Source organism: Ruegeria sp. YTSA219 (assembly GCF_059609985.1).
In genome coordinates this window covers 56,871-76,187 of the sequence record NZ_JBXWMT010000012.1, presented here as the reverse complement: position 1 = coordinate 76,187, position 19,317 = coordinate 56,871, and the positions used below count along the sequence as shown (strand labels likewise).

18 protein-coding genes are annotated in these 19,317 nt (G+C 59.6%); 11 read left to right on the top strand and 7 right to left on the bottom strand.

Annotated elements, in window-relative coordinates:
• The first annotated feature begins 4 nt into the window (after window positions 1–4).
• Window positions 5–730 (top strand): SDR family NAD(P)-dependent oxidoreductase, encoded by a 726-nt coding sequence (locus AC2FFB_RS15765; protein ID WP_142638532.1) that lies wholly within the window; start codon window positions 5–7, stop codon window positions 728–730.
• Window positions 731–764: 34 nt separating this feature from the next.
• Here AC2FFB_RS15765 and AC2FFB_RS15760 read toward each other — a convergent pair whose 3' ends face one another.
• A complete protein-coding gene (locus tag AC2FFB_RS15760) occupies window positions 765–1,052 on the bottom strand; it encodes an I78 family peptidase inhibitor (protein ID WP_142638533.1) in 288 nt (95 codons plus the stop codon).
• A gap of 130 nt (window positions 1,053–1,182) precedes the next feature.
• Between AC2FFB_RS15760 and AC2FFB_RS15755 the strand changes: the two genes are divergently transcribed.
• Entirely contained in the window at window positions 1,183–2,295 is a 1,113-nt protein-coding gene (locus AC2FFB_RS15755; RefSeq protein ID WP_142638535.1) for an S-(hydroxymethyl)glutathione dehydrogenase/class III alcohol dehydrogenase, read from the top strand.
• Window positions 2,296–2,348: 53 nt separating this feature from the next.
• On the opposite strand, the gene AC2FFB_RS15750 is transcribed toward AC2FFB_RS15755, so the two are convergent.
• A complete protein-coding gene (locus AC2FFB_RS15750; RefSeq protein ID WP_496690284.1) occupies window positions 2,349–3,287 on the bottom strand; it encodes a DMT family transporter in 939 nt (312 codons plus the stop codon).
• 112 nt (window positions 3,288–3,399) lie between these two features.
• Window positions 3,400–3,831 carry a group III truncated hemoglobin gene (locus AC2FFB_RS15745; protein WP_281995734.1) on the bottom strand — a complete coding sequence of 144 codons (432 nt, stop codon included), beginning with the start codon at window positions 3,829–3,831 and terminating at the stop codon, window positions 3,400–3,402.
• A 165-nt stretch (window positions 3,832–3,996) separates the two neighbouring features.
• Between AC2FFB_RS15745 and AC2FFB_RS15740 the strand changes: the two genes are divergently transcribed.
• A complete protein-coding gene (locus tag AC2FFB_RS15740) occupies window positions 3,997–4,464 on the top strand; it encodes a DUF1203 domain-containing protein (protein ID WP_281995733.1) in 468 nt (155 codons plus the stop codon).
• Here AC2FFB_RS15740 and AC2FFB_RS15735 read toward each other — a convergent pair.
• Complete coding sequence (locus AC2FFB_RS15735) at window positions 4,461–5,453, bottom strand: ABC transporter ATP-binding protein (RefSeq protein ID WP_281995753.1); 993 nt, start codon at window positions 5,451–5,453, stop codon at window positions 4,461–4,463. The two genes, AC2FFB_RS15740 and AC2FFB_RS15735, sit on opposite strands and share 4 nt — an antisense overlap.
• A gap of 87 nt (window positions 5,454–5,540) precedes the next feature.
• Here AC2FFB_RS15735 and AC2FFB_RS15730 point away from each other — a divergent pair, with 87 nt between their 5' ends.
• The 3 genes from AC2FFB_RS15730 to polA all read left to right on the top strand — a co-directional run bounded on the left by AC2FFB_RS15730 (window position 5,541) and on the right by polA (window position 9,468).
• The gene (locus tag AC2FFB_RS15730) at window positions 5,541–5,720 is read left to right on the top strand and encodes a zinc-finger domain-containing protein (RefSeq protein ID WP_142638543.1); all 180 of its coding nucleotides are present in this window, start codon (window positions 5,541–5,543) and stop codon (window positions 5,718–5,720) included.
• 411 nt (window positions 5,721–6,131) lie between these two features.
• Complete coding sequence (locus AC2FFB_RS15725) at window positions 6,132–6,599, top strand: hypothetical protein (protein WP_496690282.1); 468 nt, start codon at window positions 6,132–6,134, stop codon at window positions 6,597–6,599.
• A 70-nt stretch (window positions 6,600–6,669) separates the two neighbouring features.
• Complete coding sequence (gene polA, locus AC2FFB_RS15720; protein ID WP_496875158.1) at window positions 6,670–9,468, top strand: DNA polymerase I; 2,799 nt, start codon at window positions 6,670–6,672, stop codon at window positions 9,466–9,468.
• Between the two features lie 42 nt (window positions 9,469–9,510).
• Here the strand turns inward: polA and AC2FFB_RS15715 are convergent, their stop codons facing one another.
• Together AC2FFB_RS15715 and AC2FFB_RS15710 are read right to left on the bottom strand one after the other, a co-directional pair.
• On the bottom strand, window positions 9,511–9,741 hold the full coding sequence (locus AC2FFB_RS15715; protein ID WP_142638700.1) for a DUF2798 domain-containing protein: 231 nt from the start codon (window positions 9,739–9,741) through the stop codon (window positions 9,511–9,513).
• A gap of 71 nt (window positions 9,742–9,812) precedes the next feature.
• Window positions 9,813–10,568 (bottom strand): hydroxypyruvate isomerase family protein, encoded by a 756-nt coding sequence (locus AC2FFB_RS15710; protein ID WP_496875157.1) that lies wholly within the window; start codon window positions 10,566–10,568, stop codon window positions 9,813–9,815.
• A 178-nt stretch (window positions 10,569–10,746) separates the two neighbouring features.
• On the opposite strand from AC2FFB_RS15710, the gene AC2FFB_RS15705 reads away from it, so the two are divergent.
• Window positions 10,747–11,691 (top strand): DMT family transporter, encoded by a 945-nt coding sequence (locus AC2FFB_RS15705; protein WP_496875156.1) that lies wholly within the window; start codon window positions 10,747–10,749, stop codon window positions 11,689–11,691.
• Here the strand turns inward: AC2FFB_RS15705 and AC2FFB_RS15700 are convergent.
• On the bottom strand, window positions 11,674–12,249 hold the full coding sequence (locus tag AC2FFB_RS15700) for a DUF1285 domain-containing protein (RefSeq protein ID WP_496789786.1): 576 nt from the start codon (window positions 12,247–12,249) through the stop codon (window positions 11,674–11,676). The two genes, AC2FFB_RS15705 and AC2FFB_RS15700, sit on opposite strands and share 18 nt — an antisense overlap.
• Before the next feature lie 64 nt (window positions 12,250–12,313).
• On the opposite strand from AC2FFB_RS15700, the gene AC2FFB_RS15695 reads away from it, so the two are divergent.
• The 4 genes from AC2FFB_RS15695 to AC2FFB_RS15680 are packed head-to-tail and all read left to right on the top strand — an operon-like array spanning window position 12,314 to window position 19,009.
• A complete protein-coding gene (locus AC2FFB_RS15695; protein ID WP_496875155.1) occupies window positions 12,314–13,321 on the top strand; it encodes an AAA family ATPase in 1,008 nt (335 codons plus the stop codon).
• A complete protein-coding gene (locus AC2FFB_RS15690) occupies window positions 13,318–14,193 on the top strand; it encodes a DUF58 domain-containing protein (protein WP_496694308.1) in 876 nt (291 codons plus the stop codon). The genes AC2FFB_RS15695 and AC2FFB_RS15690 overlap by 4 nt, the downstream gene beginning before the upstream one ends.
• A complete protein-coding gene (locus AC2FFB_RS15685) occupies window positions 14,190–16,970 on the top strand; it encodes a DUF4159 domain-containing protein (protein ID WP_496875154.1) in 2,781 nt (926 codons plus the stop codon). The genes AC2FFB_RS15690 and AC2FFB_RS15685 overlap by 4 nt, the downstream gene beginning before the upstream one ends.
• Window positions 16,967–19,009, top strand: a complete 2,043-nt coding sequence (locus tag AC2FFB_RS15680) for a hypothetical protein (protein ID WP_496690276.1) — start codon at window positions 16,967–16,969, stop codon at window positions 19,007–19,009. Before AC2FFB_RS15685 ends, AC2FFB_RS15680 begins: the two co-directional genes overlap by 4 nt.
• Window positions 19,010–19,317 lie beyond the last annotated feature (308 nt).

Sequence of the window (19,317 nt, the reverse complement as noted above, 5' to 3'; positions counted from 1 at the left end):
CGGCATGAACAGCTTTGACGGGAAAACTTATTGGATAGTTGGCGCAAGCGAAGGTCTGGGTCGTGCATTGGCGCAAGCTCTAAGCAATCGCGGCGCCCGGGTGATCCTGTCGGCGCGAAACGCGAAACGCCTGGATGAAATCTGCAGCATTCTGCCAAATTCAAAAGCCATTCGTTGCGATGTCGCTGATTTAGACTCTGTTCGACGTGCCGCTTCCGCTGCCGGAAAAGTGGATGGCCTTATCTATAATGCCGGAGCTTATGACCCGATGCGCAGCACTGAGTGGAACACCGAGGCCGCTCTTCGGATGTCCGATGTGAATTTTCAGGGCGCTTTGCGGGTTCTGGGCGAAATACTTCCTGGGTTTGTTAAGGCCGGGCAGGGGGAGATCACGCTGATCGGGTCGCTGTCCGGCTATCATGGCCTGCCATCTGCAGTCGGGTATGGTGCCAGCAAGGCGGCTTTGATTTCACTGGCAGAAACCATGCGGCATGATCTGGCGGGTTCGGGCGTCACGGTTCGGATCGTAAATCCCGGCTTCATCAAGACTCGCCTGACCGAAAAGAACAGTTTCCGGATGCCGATGCTGATGACGCCTCAGGGCGCGGCCCAGCATGTGGTTCGGGCAATGTCCCGCCACAGATTCCGCACAGACTTCCCAGCGCCGTTTTCATGGCTGATCCGCCTTGTAGGCTATTTGCCGGATTGGGTGATATATCGCGGAAGATAGGCCCTAACATTGGGGTTTTGAGATTCTGCCAGGCTTAACCGCAGGTCAGGCTCTGTATGATCCCCGAGCCGTTTACAAAGACGTTCAGCCGGTCGATGCGATAATCCTGTGTGGCGATGTCATCGGGGCCTAAAACGCGCGACCGTTCGGGTAATTGCGACTGAATGGTCGATACAGGCTTGCCAATCGCATCGGCAATTGGCTCTCCTTTGCAAAAGGCCAAATCTACCGGGGTGGGTTCAAGTGGCAGTGGCGCGTCCTCAGGAGCGGGCGACTCCGTACATGCGACCAGCAAAATCAAAACAGGGGTCAAACGGCGCATTGGCGCTCCTTTTTCTGGCAATGTCGTTTCTGTAATATCAAATATTTAGCATTGCTGCCATCAAAGCGCAGTTGAAAAAATCCTGCATTTAACGCAGGGTCAGGCCAAATTTGACTGGGAGAAGTACATCATGCGCACCCGTGCCGCCGTCGCCGTGCAGGCCGGCAAACCTTTGGAAGTGATGGATGTGAACCTCGAAGGCCCCAAGGCGGGCGAGGTTCTGGTCGAGATCAAGGCGACCGGCATTTGCCACACCGACGAATTCACCCTGTCGGGTGCAGACCCCGAAGGCCTGTTCCCCGCCATTCTGGGCCATGAAGGCGCAGGTGTGGTGGTCGAGGTCGGCCCGGGCGTGACCAGCCTGAAGCCGGGCGATCACGTGATCCCGCTTTACACCCCCGAGTGTCGCGAATGTGAATACTGCCTGCATCCCAAAACCAACCTGTGTCAGGCGATCCGTTCGACGCAGGGCCAAGGGTTGATGCCCGATGGCACCTCGCGGTTCTCGACGCTGGATGGTGATCCGATCCTGCATTACATGGGCTGCTCGACCTTTGCCAACCACACGGTCCTGCCGGAAATCGCGCTTGCCAAAGTGCGCCCGGACGCGCCTTTCGACAAGATCTGCTATATCGGTTGCGGCGTGACCACCGGCATCGGCGCGGTGATCAACACCGCCAAGGTCGAGATCGGCAGCCGCGCCATTGTCTTTGGTCTGGGTGGCATCGGCCTGAACGTGATCCAGGGCCTGCGACTGGCAGGGGCCGACCAGATCGTCGGCGTCGACCTGAACCCCTCCAAGGTGGAAATGGCCACCCGGTTCGGTATGACCGATTTCGTGAACCCGTCCGAGGTCGAAGGCGATCTGGTGCCTTATCTGGTCAATCTGACCAAGGGCGGCGCAGATTACACCTTTGACGCAACGGGCAATGTCGGCGTGATGCGCACGGCGCTGGAATCTGCACATAAGGGCTGGGGTGAATCGATCATCATCGGCGTGGCACCTGCTGGGGCCGAGATCTCGACCCGCCCGTTCCAGCTGGTCACCGGTCGTTCCTGGCGCGGTACGGCCTTTGGCGGCGCCCGTGGCCGCACGGATGTGCCCAAGATCGTCGATTGGTACATGGAAGGTAAGATCGAGATCGACCCGATGATCACCCACACCATGGGACTGGACGACATCAACCATGGGTTCGACCTGATGCATAAGGGCGAAAGCATCCGCTCGGTTGTGGTTTACTAAGGCTCTAATCCAGACGGAAAAGTTGTTACGGCGCGCTTCTGGCGCGCCGTTTGTCATTCTCCTGGTCGCGTCGCCCCTGTATCCGAACGCGGTGAGCGAACCCGCAGAACCGGGGTGTTGGCTGAGGTGGTGTTCGACCGGCTCTCGCGCCAGACGACGAAGACACCAGATGCGATGATGATGCTGGCGCCGACGGCAACCCAGCCGTCTGGCTTTTCGCCGAAAAACGCCATGCCAAAGATCGTGGCCCAGATGATCTGGCTGTATTGGCTGGGGGCGATGACCCCCGCTGGCGCGGCACGATAAGCCAGAATAATCAGGTGTTGGGCAATGACAGAAAACACTCCGACCAGTGCCATCATGGCCAGATGCAACAGGGACGGAGGCTGATAAACGGCCGGTTGCGCGATGCTCATGACCACTATGGCCAGCAGCATCGGATAAAGGATCAGAACGGCCGAGCGTTCCTCATTGCCGATCTTACGGACCAAAACTGACGCGAAAGCGCTGCAGAACGCGGCCGTCAGCGCCGCCAGATGGCCTAGCGTGATGTCCGTGGTACCCGGGCGCAGAACGATCAACACGCCGATCAGGCCCACGCCAACCGCGGCCCAACGCTGGGCGCGGACCACCTCGCCCAATATGGGGATCGACAGGACCGTGACGATCAGCGGGAAAGAGAACAGGAGTGAATATACCTCGGCCAAAGGCAGGACCGAAAAGGAATAAAATGCGCAGGACATGCCTGTGACCATCAACCCCGACCGCAGCAGGACCAGCCAGGGATGGTGCGGAAGGAAGTTGCCGGTAGAGCGGTCTGTCAGGATTGTCACGGCCATCGGCACAAAGGAAAACAGCGTGGCGAAAAAGATGATTTGCATCACCGAATAGGTTCCGCCCAGCACCTTGATCAGCGCATCGTGGCTGGCAAAGACAGCAAAGCCCAGAAACGCATAGCCAAGGCCCCTGAGGGTGGTGTTTTGAGTGCTCATCGGTCTGGCCTTGGGCAGCGGAATGGTGGGTTCATCCGTTGCATAAACCCATTTTTCAGAGTCTGATAGCCCTTATTTTACCGCTAACATGGCAACCGGCCATGATCTGAGATCATCGCAGGATCGGTGGCGCGTCCTTTGGCTGGCGCGCGGATTGTACACCCACTTTCATCCCTACGCCGATGCGCCGGGCCAGCGCCACCCAGGGCAGCGCGGTTTCTGCGGGCAGGGTGCTATGGGCCACCTCCTCGAACAGGTCCAGCCAATGATCGAACAATTCGGGCCTGATATCGGGCCTTTCGATGTGAATACGCTGCGGATTTCCGTCATAACAACGCTCATGCAGAATGGCGTTGCGCCAGAACGCGGCGATCTTGTTCTCGTGCGGGGGCCAGTCGCTGACATGGTTTGCAAAGACCGGCGCCAGTGCCTCGTCCTGCCGGACGCGGGCGTAGAATGCGCTCACCTGCGACATGATCTGTTCAGCGGTGGCGGGAAACCTCGGAGGAATTCCTGGGCGGGCAGGAGGGGTAGGTTTGGACATGGGCGTTCCGAAACTGAATTGCGCCCCGTTCAGATCGGATTGTAGCCCGTGCTGTCAAGCCACGGCGCGTATATGTCGCGCTGTCTCAAAGAAGCGTTTGCGCAGGAAACGGGTCGGTTCCCCTCGCCGGGTCAGGCATCTTTTGTACAAAGAAGGAGACCTAACATGCACAAAATATCTGCCCTCCCCACCGCGCAGGTTCAGGCCTATCGCCAAGGCGCGCCTGATGGTTATGGCAACCCGCCCGAACGGGCGATATCGAACGGGGAAGGAAACCCCTGCCGTCATTGCCTGACCTATATTCCCAGGGGAAAGGAAATGCTGGTGCTGGCCCACCGGCCCTTTCCAGCGACACAACCTTTTGCTGAAACCGGGCCGATTTACCTTTGTGTAGAGCATTGTCAGCGCTATGAGGATCTCACCAACCTGCCCGAGGCGCTGACCGCCTCACCCAATTATCTGATTAAAGGGTACGGATCGGACGACAGGATTGTTTACGGCACCGGGATCATTACGCCGCAGGCGGAATTGCAAAACGCTGCCGGGGGTATCTTTGCCCGCGCGGATGTCGCCTATATCCACATCAGATCCGCGTCGAATAACTGCTATCACGCGCGGATCGACCGCGCCTAAAGCTTAACCCGGTGCAATCCCCGGCGCGGCTGATCAAGATCAGCTGCCGGGACATCGCCCGCCCGGGTCGAGGTCAGAGCCAGGAACACATCCTCAAGATCCGCTTCTTCGGTGCGAACGTCCCGGATACGGATGCCCACGGCCCTGACGGATTCCAGAACCTGTTCGGCACTGGTCTGGGCACTGCGATAGCGCAGCACCAGGCTGCCATCGTCGCGCAGTGTGGCCTCGACTCCCTCGGTCGCAGGCAGTTCAGTGACGGGGCCATCCGGAATAATTACCATCGTCCGACCATCCATGCGGCTCAGCAGGTCTGCCGTGCTGTCCTGTGCGATCTTTTCGCCATGGTTGATGATGGCGATCTGGTCGCACATCTCCTGTGCTTCTTCCAGGTAATGCGTCGTCAGGATGATGGTCATGCCCTGCTGGTTCAGCTTGCGCACGTTGGCCCAGAGCATTTGGCGCAGCTCGATATCCACGCCCGCCGTGGGTTCGTCCAGAACCAGCACTTTGGGGTTATGCACCAAAGCCTTGGCCAACAGCAACCGGCGCCGCATACCGCCGGACAGGGTGCGGGCATAGGCCTCGGCCTTGTCGCTGAGGCCAACCAGTTCGAGGATTTCATCACTGCGCCGCTGCGCCTTTGGTACACCATATAGGCCAGCCTGAACCTCCAAAGCACCGCGCGGGGTAAAGAAAGGGTCCAGATTCAGCTCTTGCGGCATAACGCCGATGGCAGCGCGAGATTGGCGCGGGTTGCGGTCTTGGTCATGACCCCAGATCGACACATGGCCTGCAGATTTCACCACCAACCCGGCCAGAATGTTGATCAGGGTCGATTTCCCAGCCCCGTTCGGCCCCAGCAATCCAAAGACTGAACCGCGCGGGATTGTCAGGTCGATGCCCCTCAGCGCCTGCTTTTCAGGCTGGCCCTTGCTGCCGCGATAGGTCTTGCGCAGCCCTTCGATCCTGATTGCCGCATTGTCCATGTGGCTCTTGCCCCCGGTTTGCTCATCGCTCATAAACGCACCTAATGCATGCCCGCGAGGCCGACAACCAGTGAAGGATCGCCAGCCGTGACAATCGAAGCGCCGGAAACCAAGATCGTCGAAACCTCTCGTGTCGCCTGTGATGGTGGCGAAGGTGCATTAGGCCACCCACGTGTCTGGTTACAGATCCCCGAAGACACCGGCTGGGTCGAGTGCCCCTATTGCGACTGCAAATTTGTCTTAAAAGGGCACGAGGCCAGCGCCTGATTGTGCAAAGCCGCGGGCAGGTTTGACCTCTGCCTGATCATTGGAGCTGTTGGCTATTGTCTGGCCGCCGCTATCGGAATGCTTCTAATCGGATCAGGAAATCGGGCGCAGGGCGATGATACGATCGAAATCACCTGGTCAGCGGGCCGATCTACAGGCCTCCTGGGTGCCGGGTTTTTTCGACCGAAATCAGTTTTAAGGCCAGAGGGCGTTTCAACGCGCTGCGAACCTGCCATGTCTGGGCCGGTGAGGTGCTGTGGGCTGCGAATGAAGACTTCGGCACAAGGATGCCATTGCCTTACTCGATCACTTTGTCCTGCTTGATAAACCAATCAGGCAAGGTCTAACCTGCCCAACTAATGTCGTGTTCTGACGATAGCTTTGCGCCGGCTCAATGGAGGAAGTGTGTTGATGGACGCCAGTATCCAAAATACCAACCAACCGGTCTTCGGATGGATTGGTTTTAGTGTTTCCGCGATGGCCCTGTTGGGCGCCCTGTTCCTGTTCTGGGCCGGGCCATTCGCACCGCAACAATCGACTGGCGTGTCTTTGGGAGAGCTTGCAGCCGAGCTTGGAAAATCCACCCTGCGTTCGGCCGCCGGGCTGGACCAACCCGAGCCGGTGGCCCGGGTCCGTGATCTGGACGACTTTCTGCAGATCGGCATAGCCCTTTTGGGAGGATTGGCCGTCATCCTGTCGGCCATAGGCATTCTGCGCCACGAAAAACTGCGCCCGGCCATTGCGGGTATCGCAATCGGCATCGGCGCAATCCTGTTTCAGTTCTTTGCTTTTGCGTTTTTCGCTTTCCTCGGTGTGCTGGTCATTATGGCGCTGCTCAACAGCTTTTCGGATGTATTTGGCGGCCTGTTCGGCGGATAGTTCACCTTCTGTACTGGTCACCCGTGCGCCCCTGTGGCAGAACCATCCCTGACCGACAGGGAGCGCGCGCATGAGCAATTTCGGAAAAGGGTGTCACCTTCATCTTATTGACGGATCGGCCTTTATCTTCAGGGCCTATCACGCGCTGCCGCCGCTGACGCGGAAGTCGGATGGGTTGCCGATTGGGGCCGTGTCGGGCTTTTGCAACATGCTGCAGAAATATGTCGAAGGAAACACCGGGCCAGACGCGCCGACGCATGTGGCGGTGATTTTTGACAAGGGCTCTCATACGTTCCGCAATGACATGTATGACCTCTACAAGGCCAACCGCGAGGCCATGCCCGAGGATCTGCGCCCTCAGATGCCCCTGACACGCGAGGCGACCCGCGCTTTTAATATCGCCTGCAAAGAGCTTGAGGGCTATGAGGCCGACGACATCATTGCCACCCTTGCCATACAGGCGCGTGAGGCCGGTGGTCGCGTCACGATCGTCAGTTCCGACAAGGACCTGATGCAGCTGGTCGGCGATGGGGTCGAAATGCTGGATGCGATGAAGAACAAACGCATCGACCGCGATGGCGTGTTCGAGAAATTCGGCGTCGGGCCTGAACGTGTGGTGGACGTGCAGGCGCTGGCCGGGGACAGCGTGGACAATGTGCCGGGGGCTCCGGGCATTGGGATCAAGACGGCGGCGCTTTTGATCAATGAATTTGGGGATCTGGAAACCCTGCTGGACCGCGCCGAAGAGATCAAACAACCCAAACGCCGCCAGACCCTGATCGGCAAACGCGCCCAGATTGAGCTGTCGAAAAGACTGGTGCAGTTGGATGAGAATACGCCGCTGGATTTCACCTTAGACGATCTTGAGGTGCAAGACCCAGAACCGGACACTCTGCTGGGCTTTCTTGCTGAGATGGAGTTCCGCACCCTCACCAAGCGCATAGCGGACAAGCTGGGGGCCGAGGCACCGGTGATTGCAGACGCGCCTGCGCCCGTTGCAGATGTGGCCGAGGCTGAAGACATTCCATTCGACGCGTCGAAGTATGAATGCGTCCGCGACGCGGGGGCTTTGCAGAAATGGATAGACCAGGCATATGAGCGTGGCTGGGTTGCAGTGGACACCGAGACCACTGGGCTGAACGAGATGATCGCAGATCTGGTCGGCATTTCGCTCTGCATTGAGGCGGGCGAGGCCTGCTATATCCCATTGATCCATCGTCAAAGCGCCACCGACGATCTGTTCGGCTCGGACGCTCTGGCCGAGGGGCAAATGCCGATTGAACAGGCTCTAACACTGATAAAACCGATGTTAGAGGACCCGTCGATCCTCAAGATCGGGCAAAACATGAAATACGATGCCAAGATTTTTACCCGCTATGGCGTGGATGTGGCGCCGATTGATGACACGATGTTGATGTCCTATGCGATGCATGGCGGCGAGCATGGGCATGGCATGGACACCCTGTCCGAGCGTTATCTGAACCACACGCCGATTCCGATCAAACCGCTGTTGGGATCCGGCAAATCGGCGATCACATTCGACAAGGTTCCGATTGATGAAGCGACCGCCTATGCGGCCGAGGACGCCGATATAACGCTGCGTCTGTGGAGACTGTTCAAACCTCAGCTGCATCAGGTTCAGGTAACGACCGTCTATGAAACGCTGGAGCGCCCTCTGGTGCCGGTTCTGGCCGAAATGGAGATGCATGGCATCAAGGTTGACCGCGATGTCCTCAGCCGCATGTCCAACGCGTTTGCCCAGAAAATGGCCGGGTTAGAGGCTGAAATCCACGAATTGGCTGGTGAAAGCTTCAATGTCGGCTCGCCCGCTCAGCTGGGCGAGATTCTGTTCGACAAGATGAGTCTGGAAGGCGGCAAGAAGGGCAAGACCGGTAAATATTCAACCGGGGCCGATATCCTTGAGGATCTGGCGACCGAGCATGAATTGCCGCGTCGGGTGCTGGATTGGCGGCAGCTATCGAAACTGAAATCGACCTATACGGACGCGCTGCAGACCCATATCAACCCCGATACGGGCCGGGTACATACATCCTATTCGATCACCGGGGCGAACACCGGTCGTTTGGCCTCGACCGATCCGAACCTGCAGAACATCCCTGTGCGCACCGAAGAAGGCCGCCGTATCCGCGAGGCGTTCATTGCCGAGCCGGGAAATGTGCTGGTCAGCCTGGATTATAGCCAGATCGAGCTGCGCATTCTGGCGCATATTGCCGATATTCCGGCCTTGAAGCAGGCGTTTACCGATGGGCTGGACATTCACGCCATGACTGCGTCCGAAATGTTCGACGTGCCGCTGGATGAGATGACGCCGGATATTCGCCGTCAGGCCAAGGCGATCAACTTCGGTGTGATCTATGGCATCTCGGGTTTTGGTCTGGCGCGCAACCTGCGTATTCCACGGGCCGAGGCGCAGGGCTTCATCGACCGCTATTTCGAACGCTTCCCCGGCATTCGGACCTATATGGACGACACCGTCGCCTTTGCCAAAGAGAATGGCTATGTGCAGACCCTATTCGGGCGCAAAATCCATACGCCCGAAATCAATGCCAAGGGGCCGCATGCGGGATTTTCGCGTCGGGCAGCGATCAACGCTCCGATTCAAGGCACCGCGGCCGACGTGATCCGACGCGCCATGGTGCGGATGCCGGATGCGATCCATGGGTTGCCGGCGAAAATGTTGCTGCAAGTGCATGACGAATTGCTGTTCGAAGTGGCCGAGGACGCCGTTGACCCGCTGATCGACGCGGCGCGCGACGTGATGGAGGGGGCTTCGGACCCAGCAGTGAAACTGGATGTGAAACTCAACGTTGATGCGGGACAGGGCGCGAATTGGGCCGAGGCGCACTAGCGCCGCCGTTCATCAAGCCCTGCGGGCCCTCTTCGCGGCGGGTCAGCCCTGTGGTCTGACCATGCGGTTGACCATCCGTTGCACGCTGGGGCCCAGCAGTAGGATAACTGTGAACGCGATGGGCCAGGAGAAAACCCATGAGCCCATCCAGTCGCCCAGCGTCGCGGGACCGAAGCCGACGGCCTTGGCCGTGGCGATACCGGTGACGATGCAGGACATCATGCCTGACATGATCAGGCTGAACAGGGCGCGGGCATAGCGGGCAGGGATCATCCGGACATCCTTGGTGTGAGGTGGCAATGATCTGCGCCATTTTTCCGGGTAATACCAGTGCGAGCGGACAATCAAAGGTGCATCCAGCCGAGCGTCTCGGCGGTACGTTGGATCGAGGGCTGATATTCGGCACTGACCCAGCCGGTGTAGCCGCTGTCATCAATCGCTCGGAACAACTCGGCAAAATTCATCTCACCTCGACCGGGCTCTGCGCGATCCGGGGCCGCTCCGATCTGGGCGTGTACGATGCGGTCTTGGTAATCCTTCCAGACTTGCAGCCCGTTGCCATGGATCATCTGGGCGTGGAAGCTGTCATATTGCAGGCCGACATTGGGCCGGTTCACGCGATCCAAAACCTCGGCGGCCAGATCGTAAGAGTTCAGGAAATATTCAGGCTGTGACACCGGGTTGAGCGGTTCGATCGTGAACGGCTGTTGGGGCGCGTGGTCTGCTGCCCATTGCAGGTTTTGAACAAAGCAATCCATAGCATCCGCGCCCGAGGAATATCCGGACATGATGTGGATTTTTTCGGGCCGTAGCGCCTGAGCATAGCGTAGAACACGGCGGATGTCGGACTGGAACCGCGCCTCACCGCCCGGAACGGCGGCATATCCGGGAGTGCCGCCGGTGTAGTTGGGTGGCGGCGCGTTGATCAGCACCAGGTCGAGCCCATTAGCCAGCAGAGCACGGCGGGTTTCCTTGGTAGCCAGATCATAGGGAAACAGAACCTCAACAGCCTTGAACCCGGCCTGCGCGGCAGCTTGAAACCTGTCGAGATAGGGCAGTTCGGCAAAGAGCAGTGAGATATTTGCAGCGAATTTGGGCATGGATGGCCTTTGCGTGTCTGTTCGCCGGACCATATCGGTCGGGTGATTTCAGCGAAAGGGACTGAAAACGACAGATTGTCGAAAATCGGCCAGATCACCCGGTTTAATTCAGTGACGTTCGGGACAATGCGGCGAATCATTTCTGACGCCGCTTTGACCAGAGGTATGACCCATGGCAATGAGCCCCGACCCCGTGCGCGGGACCGCTATTCCTATGTCCGCCGACCGCAACTCCGCCTTGTCTGGCAACGGGTTGGCGGTTGCCTCGATGCTGGCATGGGCCGCAGGCTTTCCGGCGGCGGAGGTCTTGTTGCAAAGCTGGTCGCCGGTGGGCTTGCTGGCGGCACGGCTGGGTCTGGCGGTTCTGGTGCTGCTGCCGATCTGGCTGATGCTGGACGGTCCCAGCCGTATTCTAAGGGCCAGATGGGGATGGGCGATGATTGTCGGAGCGTTTGGCTTTGGCTGCCCGATGTTCCTGCTGATCCTGGCGCAAAAGCTGACCGATCCGGTAACCGTCGTCATCATCGCCTCTTGCGCGCCACTAATCGCAACCCTTCTAGAGCTTAAGGCGGGCACACGTCGGCTGAGCTGGAATTTTGGCCTGGGCGTTCTGGTTTCAATTATCGGCGGGCTGATCGCCACCAGCGCCGTCGCCCCGGCGCAGCTGGGCCTTGGGGCCTTATGCGCGGTCGTGTCGGTCGTCTTTTTCAGTTGGGGCAGCATGACCACAGCGCGCGATTTTCCTGAACTCAGCCAGACCGGGCGCGCGACGATCACGTTGATCGGGGGCTTTGCCATGGCCGTGATCTTTTGCTTTGCCGCTGGGCTGATGGGTATGGATGTGGTGCCTAAGGTTGCGATTGACGGGCAGCAGATCGGGATGCTGGGGATTTACGCGCTGATTTCTCTGGGGCTGAGCCAGATCCTGTTCGTTGCTTCGGTTGGCAAGCTGGGCGTGGCGCTGGCCTCATTCCATATGAACATCGCGCCATTTTACGTGATGCTGATCATGATTGTGCTGGGGGATGAGTGGAATTCAACCCGCGCGCTTGGCGCGGGCATCGTGGCGGTCGCTGTTGTTCTGGCGCAGGATCGCAGGCCGCGCTCAGCCCAGATCGGCTGAGCGGATCAGCGGAAAGAACTGACCGCCCGACCACACCCCGAACCAGTCTTCATGATCGGTGCCGATCTCGACCAGCCGGTAAAAGCTTTTGCGGTCAATGCGCGCCTCTAGATTTGCGCGGATCAGGATATAGGGCGAGGGTTCCTGGGTCTTCGGATCAAACTCAACACGGATCGGGTGATCCGGACCGGCCTTGGCCGTGTCACCCACATGGGTGCTGAAAGTCAAAATCTGCGCCGCGCCTGAGCCTGCGGCATCAAAGTCGACAGCGACGAACGGGACATCCTCGACCGTGATTCCCACCTTTTCGACCGGGGTCACCAGGTAATATTTGCCTTCTTCTTTCTTAAGAATTGAGGAAAAAAGCTTCACAAGCTCGAACCTGTTGATCGGCGAGCCTAAATAACTCCAAGAACCATCTTTTGCGATCCTGATGTCCAGATCGCCACAAAACGGGGGATTCCACAGGTGAACAGGGGGTAAATCCCGTGTTTTCGCGGCTTTGACTGATGCCGCAATGCCATCAGGAGAAGGTGTCACAGGGATTTGTCCGCTCATTACTTTTGCCATTTCCTTTTCGCGCGATACACTTCAACCATACTCGTCCACGGAAGGGAAAGTCATGAGCGAACCTGCCGACCTCGTATCCGAGATCGAAGCGCTGGAAACTAAACTGCAAGAGGCCAAGGCCTCGATCACCCGACGCTTTATCGGGCAAGAGCGGGTCGTGGACCTGACGCTGGCAGCGCTGTTATGCGGCGGGCACGCGTTGCTGATCGGCTTGCCCGGGCTGGGCAAGACCCGGCTGGTTGAGACTTTGTCGACCGTGATGGGCCTGCATGGCAACCGTATCCAGTTCACGCCGGATCTGATGCCGGCTGATATTCTGGGGTCCGAGGTTCTGGATACGGCCGAGGATGGCAGTCGCCACTTCCGGTTCATTCCCGGCCCGATCTTCTGTGAATTGCTGATGGCGGATGAGATCAACCGCGCCAGCCCGCGTACACAGTCGGCTTTGCTGCAAGCGATGCAGGAACGCACCGTCACCGTTGCGGGCGAGGATCGTGCGCTGGATGAGCCGTTTCACGTGCTGGCCACGCAGAACCCGATTGAACAAGAAGGCACCTATCCGCTGCCCGAGGCGCAGTTGGACCGCTTTTTGGTGCAGATTGACGTCGAATACCCGGATCGTCAGACCGAGCGGGATATCCTTCTGGCCACGACCGGTGTCGAAGAAGACGACGCCCATCAGATTTTCACCAAAAAGGAATTGCTGGCGGCGCAACTTCTGTTGCGCCGGATGCCGGTTGGCGAGTCTGTGGTCGAACTGATTCTGGATCTGGTCCGCGCATTCCGCCCCGGCGAAGCAGGCGTGTCCGATCGTGTGGCCGAAACCGTGGCCTGGGGCCCTGGCCCCCGCGCGGCGCAGGCGTTGATGATGACGGTGCGTGCCAACGCCATGTTGCAGGGGCGACTGGCCCCCAACGCCGAGGATGTTCTTGAGATGGCCCGCCCGGTTCTCAGCCATCGTATGGCGCTGAACTTTGCGGCCCGGGCGCGCGGTGACAGCCTGGCCGATCTGATTGACTCGACCGCACTTGGGCTGATCCGAACCGAGGCTGCGGCGTGAATGCCGGGCTGACCCTTCGTGAACGATCCGAGGCCGAGGCATCCCGGCTGCCGCCCCTTTTGGCGCGGGCAGAGCATCTGGCCGGAACAGTCCTGCTGGGTGACCACGGGCGCCGTCGGTCCGGGATGGGCGATGATTTCTGGCAATACCGCCCGGCACAGGTTGGCGACAGCCGCCGGATGATCGACCACCGCCGCTCGGCCCGTGGCGATCAACAATTTGTGCGCGAACGCGAATGGCAGATTGCCCAATCGGTGATGCTGTGGGTGGATCAGGGCGCGTCGATGCGCTTTGCCTCGGACGCTTCGCTGCCCACCAAGGCGGATCGCGCGCGCTTGCTGGGGCTGGCAACCTCGATCCTGTTGGCGCGCGGTGGTGAGCGTGTGGGCCTGACGGGCACAACCCTGCCGCCCCGGCGCGGCAATGCCCAGATCATCCGGCTTGCGCAGGCCTGGTCCGAGGATGATCAGGCCGATTATGCCCCGCCCGAGCACCGCGCGATGATCCCACATGCGCGGGCGGTGTTCATCTCTGATTTTCTCGGCCCGATGGAAGAGGTCGAACTGGCCCTGTCCAAAGCTGCGGATCGTGGCGTCCGCGGGGTGGTCCTGCAGGTGCTGGATCCCGGTGAAGAGAATTTCCCCTATCGCGGGCGCACCATTTTCGAAAGCGTTGGCGGCTCGGCCCGGCATGAAACGCTCAAGGCTTCTGATCTTCGTGACCGGTATCTTGCGCGCCTTGCCGAACGAAAGGATGCCTTGATGCGCTTGTGTCGGGTGACGGGATGGCAACTGGGGCTGCACCACACTGGCGACAGCGCACAGGCGGCTCTGTTATGGCTGTATCGCGCTTTGGACGGGGGCAGAGTATGACGGTTTTGGCTGGGATAGGCTTTACCGCGCCCTGGGTGTTGCTGGGATTGTTGACCCTGCCCATCCTGTGGCTGGTCCTGCGCGCTGTGCCGCCTGCGCCGATCCGGCAAATGTTTCCGGCCGTAACGCTGCTGCTGGGGCTGAAGGACGACGAGAGTGTTTCGGATCGGACACCATGGTGGTTGCTGCTGTTGCGAATGCTGGCGGCGGCGGCGATCATTATCGGTCTGGCCGGGCCGGTTTTGAATCCCTCGCGGGATCAGGTGGGTTCGGGGCCGCTGTTGTTGGTGCTGGATGCCAGCTGGGCAGGTGCAAGCGGCTGGCCATCGCTTCAGGACCAGCTTGATACGCAGCTGACCGAGGCCGGACGCGCCGGACGCACGGTGGCCTTGCTCAACTTGACGGAGCCAGAAGCCCCTGTCTTTCAGGCCGCCGAAGCATGGCGGGGACGGCTTCCGGGGGTGACTCCGATGCCCTGGCAACCAACTCAGCTGCAGATGGATCAGGTGCTCGATGTGCTGGATCAGCTTGATGTGCTGGATCAGCTTGATGGTGGCTTTGATACATATTGGTTCAGCGACGGTCTGGAATTTGCGGGTCGGGCAACGGTTCTGGCTGCGTTGCAATCGCGCGGGGAAGTGACCGTGTACCAGTCAGGCTCGCCTGTTTATGCGATTCTGCCCGCCGCCTATCAGGATGGTGTCATTCAACTGACGGCCCAACGCGCCACTGCTGGTCCGGAAAACATCCTGACCATTTTGGCACAGGGGCGCGATCCGGCGGGCGCAATGCGGGTTCTGCAATCCGCCAATATCGTCTTTGCTGAAGGCGAAACGCTTGCTCAGGTGGAGCTGGCGCTGCCCTCGGAACTACGGGCCAGAATCACCCGGTTTGAGATTCAGGGCCAGCGGTCGGCGGGTGCCGTAACGCTGACCGATGACAGCCTGCGCAGGCGTGAGGTGGCCCTGCTTGCGGGCAGTTTGAACCGTGAAGGGTTAGAGCTGTTGTCGCCGCTGCATTATCTGACACAGGTTTTGGTCCCGACCGCGGATTTTGTCGAGGGCGGGTTGATGGATGTGTTGCCCGCCAATCCGGATGTGATTGTTCTGGCGGATGTGGCGAAATTGGCCGAAGCGGAACAACTGGCGGTGACCGAATGGGTCGAACAGGGTGGGCTGCTGTTGCGCTTTGCCGGGCCGCGCATGGCCGCCAGCGATCTGGGGCGGGATGTCGAGGATACCTTGCTGCCGGTGCGCCTGCGCAGCGGTGGCCGTTCGGTCGGCGGCGCGATGAGCTGGGGTGAGGCCAAAGGTCTGGCCCCGTTCCCCGAAACCTCACCCTTCTACGGGCTGCGCGTGCCACCGGATGTTTCGGTGACCACGCAGGTCATGGCGCAACCAGACCCTAATTTGGCCGATCGGGTGATTGCATCGCTCTCGGATGGCACACCTCTGGTCACGCGCAAGGCGTTGGGGTTGGGGCAGGTGGTGCTGTTCCATGTCACCGCTGATGCCGAATGGTCGAGCCTTCCTCTGTCGGGCCTGTTTGTCGAGATGCTGGACCGGCTCGCCGTTGCCTCGGCTGCGAAATCCCGGGAAGAATCGCAACTACAGGGCACGACCTGGGAACCGCTGCAGGTCATGGATGGGTTCGGAGGTTTGTCGGATGCGGATAACCTGGCCGGTGTCGATGGGGTTGATCTGGCCTCGGGCGCAATCGGGCCGGACCTGCGGCCGGGCCTGTATGAAAGCGGCAAGCAAAAACTGGCGCTGAATGTACTGGATGCGGATACGGTGCTGACGCCAGCCATCTGGCCATCTGATGTGCCGATCAAAGGGCAGGAAATCAGCGCCGAAACGCCGGTCGGGGGCATTTTGCTTAGCCTCGCGCTGATCTTGCTGACAGTGGACGTCATTGCGTCACTTCTGTTGTCGGGGCGACTTGGGCTGGCCCGGGCCGCGGCGATGGCGCTGGGTGCGTTGCTGATTGCACCTGACCTTCAGGCTCAGACGCCCGAGGAAACCGATTTTGCCCTGATGGCAACGCAAGAGCTGGTACTGGCTCATGTCATGACCGGAAACGCGGAGGTTGACGATATCGCGGGCGCCGGGATGCGTGGCTTGGCGCAAACTTTGTTCTTCCGCACTTCGGTCGAACCGGCAGAGCCCATCGGCGTTGATCTGGAACGGGACGAGCTGGCGTTTTTCCCGCTGCTGTACTGGCCGATCACGCCAGAACAGCCGCAACCCTCGGACGAAGCCTATGCCAAGCTGAATGCCTATCTCCGCTCGGGCGGCATGATCCTGTTCGACACGCGCGACGCGGATGTGGCGCGTTTCGGTGCAGCCAGCCCCAATGGCCGCAAGCTGCAACAACTGGCCGCCCCGCTGAATATCCCTTCGTTAGAGCCTGTTCCGGATGACCATGTTCTGACGCGGGCCTTCTATTTGCTGCAGGATTTCCCGGGCCGATATGCCGGTACCGAGATTTGGGTCGAAGCCGCCCCGCCGGATGCGGAACAAATCGACGGCATGCCGTTCCGCAACCTAAACGACAATGTGACCCCGGTAGTGATCGGCGGGAATGACTGGGCCGGAGCCTGGGCCGTCGACCGAAACGGGCAGGCCCTGTTGCCGGTCGGGCGCGGATATGCCGGTGAGCGGCAGCGGGAATTGGCCAATCGGTTTGGCGTCAATCTGGTGATGCATGTGCTGACCGGGAATTACAAATCGGATCAGGTCCATGTGCCTGCGCTGCTGGACAGGTTGGGACAATGACCGGAACCGTTATATTTGACCCTCTGATTCCGTGGCCCGTTCTGATGGTCGTTGCCGCGATTGCCATATCAGGCGTTGTTCTAGCCCTGTGGCGGGGCCTGTCTGGCTGGGCCTTGCGCGGGTTGGCCGCCCTGGTCGTGATCGCGGCCATGGCGGGGCCTGTTTATCAGGTCGAAGATCGCACTCCGCTGACCGACATCGTGGTGATGATCGAGGATGAAAGCGCCAGCCAGACCCTGTCCGATCGCCCGGAACAGACAGCACAGGCCGCTGCCGAACTGGCGGCCGAGATCGACACGCGCGACAATACCGAGCTGCGCCGGATCCGGGTGGCTGACAGCGATGGGGATGAGGGCACACAGGTCATGGCTGCGCTGAACAAAGTCCTGGCCGAGGAACCCCGTGCGCGCATTGCGGGGATCCTCGTGGTTTCGGATGGGATCGTGCATGACGTTGATCAGGCCCCTGACCTGCCTGCACCGATGCACTTGTTGCAGACTGGGCGGGCCAGCGACTGGGACCGCCGTCTGATCGTCCGCAATGCACCGGCTTTTGCCATTATCGGAGAACCGGTCACGCTGACGTTGCGGGTTGAGGATAGCGGCGCAGTTCCTGTTGCGGCTGCGAATGCGCCTTTGGAAATTTCGGTTGATGGCAATGCGCCAGAGCATTTCACCATTCCAATCGGTGTCGATGTCGAGCTACCGGTCAAGCTGTCCCATGGCGGGCGGAATGTCATCCAGTTTACCGTACCAGGCGTCGAAGGAGAGTTGACCGACCGCAACAACACCGCACTGATTCAGATGAATGGTGTGCGCGACCGTCTGCGGGTGCTGCTGGTTTCGGGTGAACCGCATCCCGGTGGACGGACCTGGCGGAACCTTCTGAAATCCGACAGCTCGGTCGATCTGGTGCATTTCACGATCCTGCGACCGCCTGAAAAGCAGGATGGTGTGCCTGTGGACGAGTTGTCTTTGATCGCTTTTCCGACTCGAGAACTGTTTCTGGAAAAGATCAACGATTTCGATCTGATCATCTTTGATCGCTATAAGCGGCGCGGTATTCTGCCTGCGGTCTATCTGGAGAATGTCACCAATTACATCAATGATGGTGGTGCGGTTCTGATTGCGGCTGGCCCTGATTTTGCCAGTGCCGACAGTATCTTCCGCTCGCCGCTGGCGCCGATTCTTCCGGCCCAACCCACCGCGCGGGTCATCGAAGAACGCTTTGTCCCCACAGTTACAGATATGGGGCACCGGCACCCGGTGACGACGGATCTGGGCGATTCCGAGCATTGGGGAGCATGGTTGCGCCAGGTTGATGTCCTGTTCCGATCAGGTGAAACGCTGATGACCGGCGTCGATGACCGGCCGCTGCTGGTGCTAGACCGGGTCGGAGAGGGGCGCGTGGCAATGCTGGCCTCTGACCACGCCTGGCTCTGGAGCCGTGGCTTCGACGGCGGTGGTCCGCAGCTTGAACTGCTGCGGCGATTGGCACATTGGATGATGAAAGAACCCGAGCTTGAGGAAGAGGCTCTGTGGGCCGAAGCAAATGGTCAAATCATGCGCGTCATCCGTCAAACCCTGGGGGATGACGTCGGAACAGTTACCATCACGCAGCCCAATGGCGAGACACTTGAGGTGACGCTGAACGAAGTTTCTCCGGGGCGGTTCGAAGCTCAGATCTTCGGCCCCGAGATTGGCCTCTATCGGCTGCAAGAGGGTGAACATTCGGCGGTAATTGGGTTGGGCCCTGCGGCCCCCAAAGAATTTGAGCGCACGATTGCTACTGATCAGATCCTTGAGCCGGTTCTGGCCGAATTGCGCGGCGGTGTGATCCGGGTCGAGGACGGTTTGCCTTCGATCCGAAATGTCCGCGCTGGGCGGCCAGCATCGGGGCGCGGTTGGATCGGGCTGACCCCGCGCGATGCCTACCAGACCAGCTCTGTAACACAGGCTGGTGTTCTACCGCCCTGGCTGGTGCTTTTGCTGGCCGGCGGTTTCCTTCTGGCGGGTTGGCTGCGTGAAGGTCGACGTTAGGTCATTCGACCACAACGCTGATTGTGGCCCCAACCACCAGCATCAGTCTTGGTAAAGCACCGTTTGAACCGGCTTTGCTGCGTCAGGTTTGTCGTGTAATCCCACACAATTTCTTTGATCTGAGCGCCTGTAGCGCATTCAGATACCGCAGATTTTGCGTTGAGTAGGAAAAGGCAGGTACCGGCGAGGCAGGCAGTTTTGGGCGTTTACGGCCTCTGAGCCTGCATTTGGTCTGTTGCAACAGGCAACGACTTAAACACTTTTTCACGCTCTGTTGGGATGCTGTGGGCAGATTGTACCGGGATCAC

Bases quoted from the DNA above. Each gene is read 5' to 3' on its own strand.
- AC2FFB_RS15765 (WP_142638532.1), top strand. From the start codon at position 5: ATGAACAGCTTTGACGGGAAAACTTATTGGATAGTTGGCGCAAGCGAA.
- AC2FFB_RS15760 (WP_142638533.1), bottom strand. From the start codon at position 1,052: ATGCGCCGTTTGACCCCTGTTTTGATTTTGCTGGTCGCATGTACGGAG.
- AC2FFB_RS15755 (WP_142638535.1), top strand. From the start codon at position 1,183: ATGCGCACCCGTGCCGCCGTCGCCGTGCAGGCCGGCAAACCTTTGGAA.
- AC2FFB_RS15750 (WP_496690284.1), bottom strand. From the start codon at position 3,287: ATGAGCACTCAAAACACCACCCTCAGGGGCCTTGGCTATGCGTTTCTG.
- AC2FFB_RS15745 (WP_281995734.1), bottom strand. From the start codon at position 3,831: ATGTCCAAACCTACCCCTCCTGCCCGCCCAGGAATTCCTCCGAGGTTT.
- AC2FFB_RS15740 (WP_281995733.1), top strand. From the start codon at position 3,997: ATGCACAAAATATCTGCCCTCCCCACCGCGCAGGTTCAGGCCTATCGC.
- AC2FFB_RS15735 (WP_281995753.1), bottom strand. From the start codon at position 5,453: ATGGACAATGCGGCAATCAGGATCGAAGGGCTGCGCAAGACCTATCGC.
- AC2FFB_RS15725 (WP_496690282.1), top strand. From the start codon at position 6,132: ATGGACGCCAGTATCCAAAATACCAACCAACCGGTCTTCGGATGGATT.
- polA (WP_496875158.1), top strand. From the start codon at position 6,670: ATGAGCAATTTCGGAAAAGGGTGTCACCTTCATCTTATTGACGGATCG.
- AC2FFB_RS15715 (WP_142638700.1), bottom strand. From the start codon at position 9,741: ATGATCCCTGCCCGCTATGCCCGCGCCCTGTTCAGCCTGATCATGTCA.
- AC2FFB_RS15710 (WP_496875157.1), bottom strand. From the start codon at position 10,568: ATGCCCAAATTCGCTGCAAATATCTCACTGCTCTTTGCCGAACTGCCC.
- AC2FFB_RS15705 (WP_496875156.1), top strand. From the start codon at position 10,747: ATGAGCCCCGACCCCGTGCGCGGGACCGCTATTCCTATGTCCGCCGAC.
- AC2FFB_RS15700 (WP_496789786.1), bottom strand. From the start codon at position 12,249: ATGAGCGGACAAATCCCTGTGACACCTTCTCCTGATGGCATTGCGGCA.
- AC2FFB_RS15695 (WP_496875155.1), top strand. From the start codon at position 12,314: ATGAGCGAACCTGCCGACCTCGTATCCGAGATCGAAGCGCTGGAAACT.
- AC2FFB_RS15685 (WP_496875154.1), top strand. From the start codon at position 14,190: ATGACGGTTTTGGCTGGGATAGGCTTTACCGCGCCCTGGGTGTTGCTG.
- AC2FFB_RS15680 (WP_496690276.1), top strand. From the start codon at position 16,967: ATGACCGGAACCGTTATATTTGACCCTCTGATTCCGTGGCCCGTTCTG.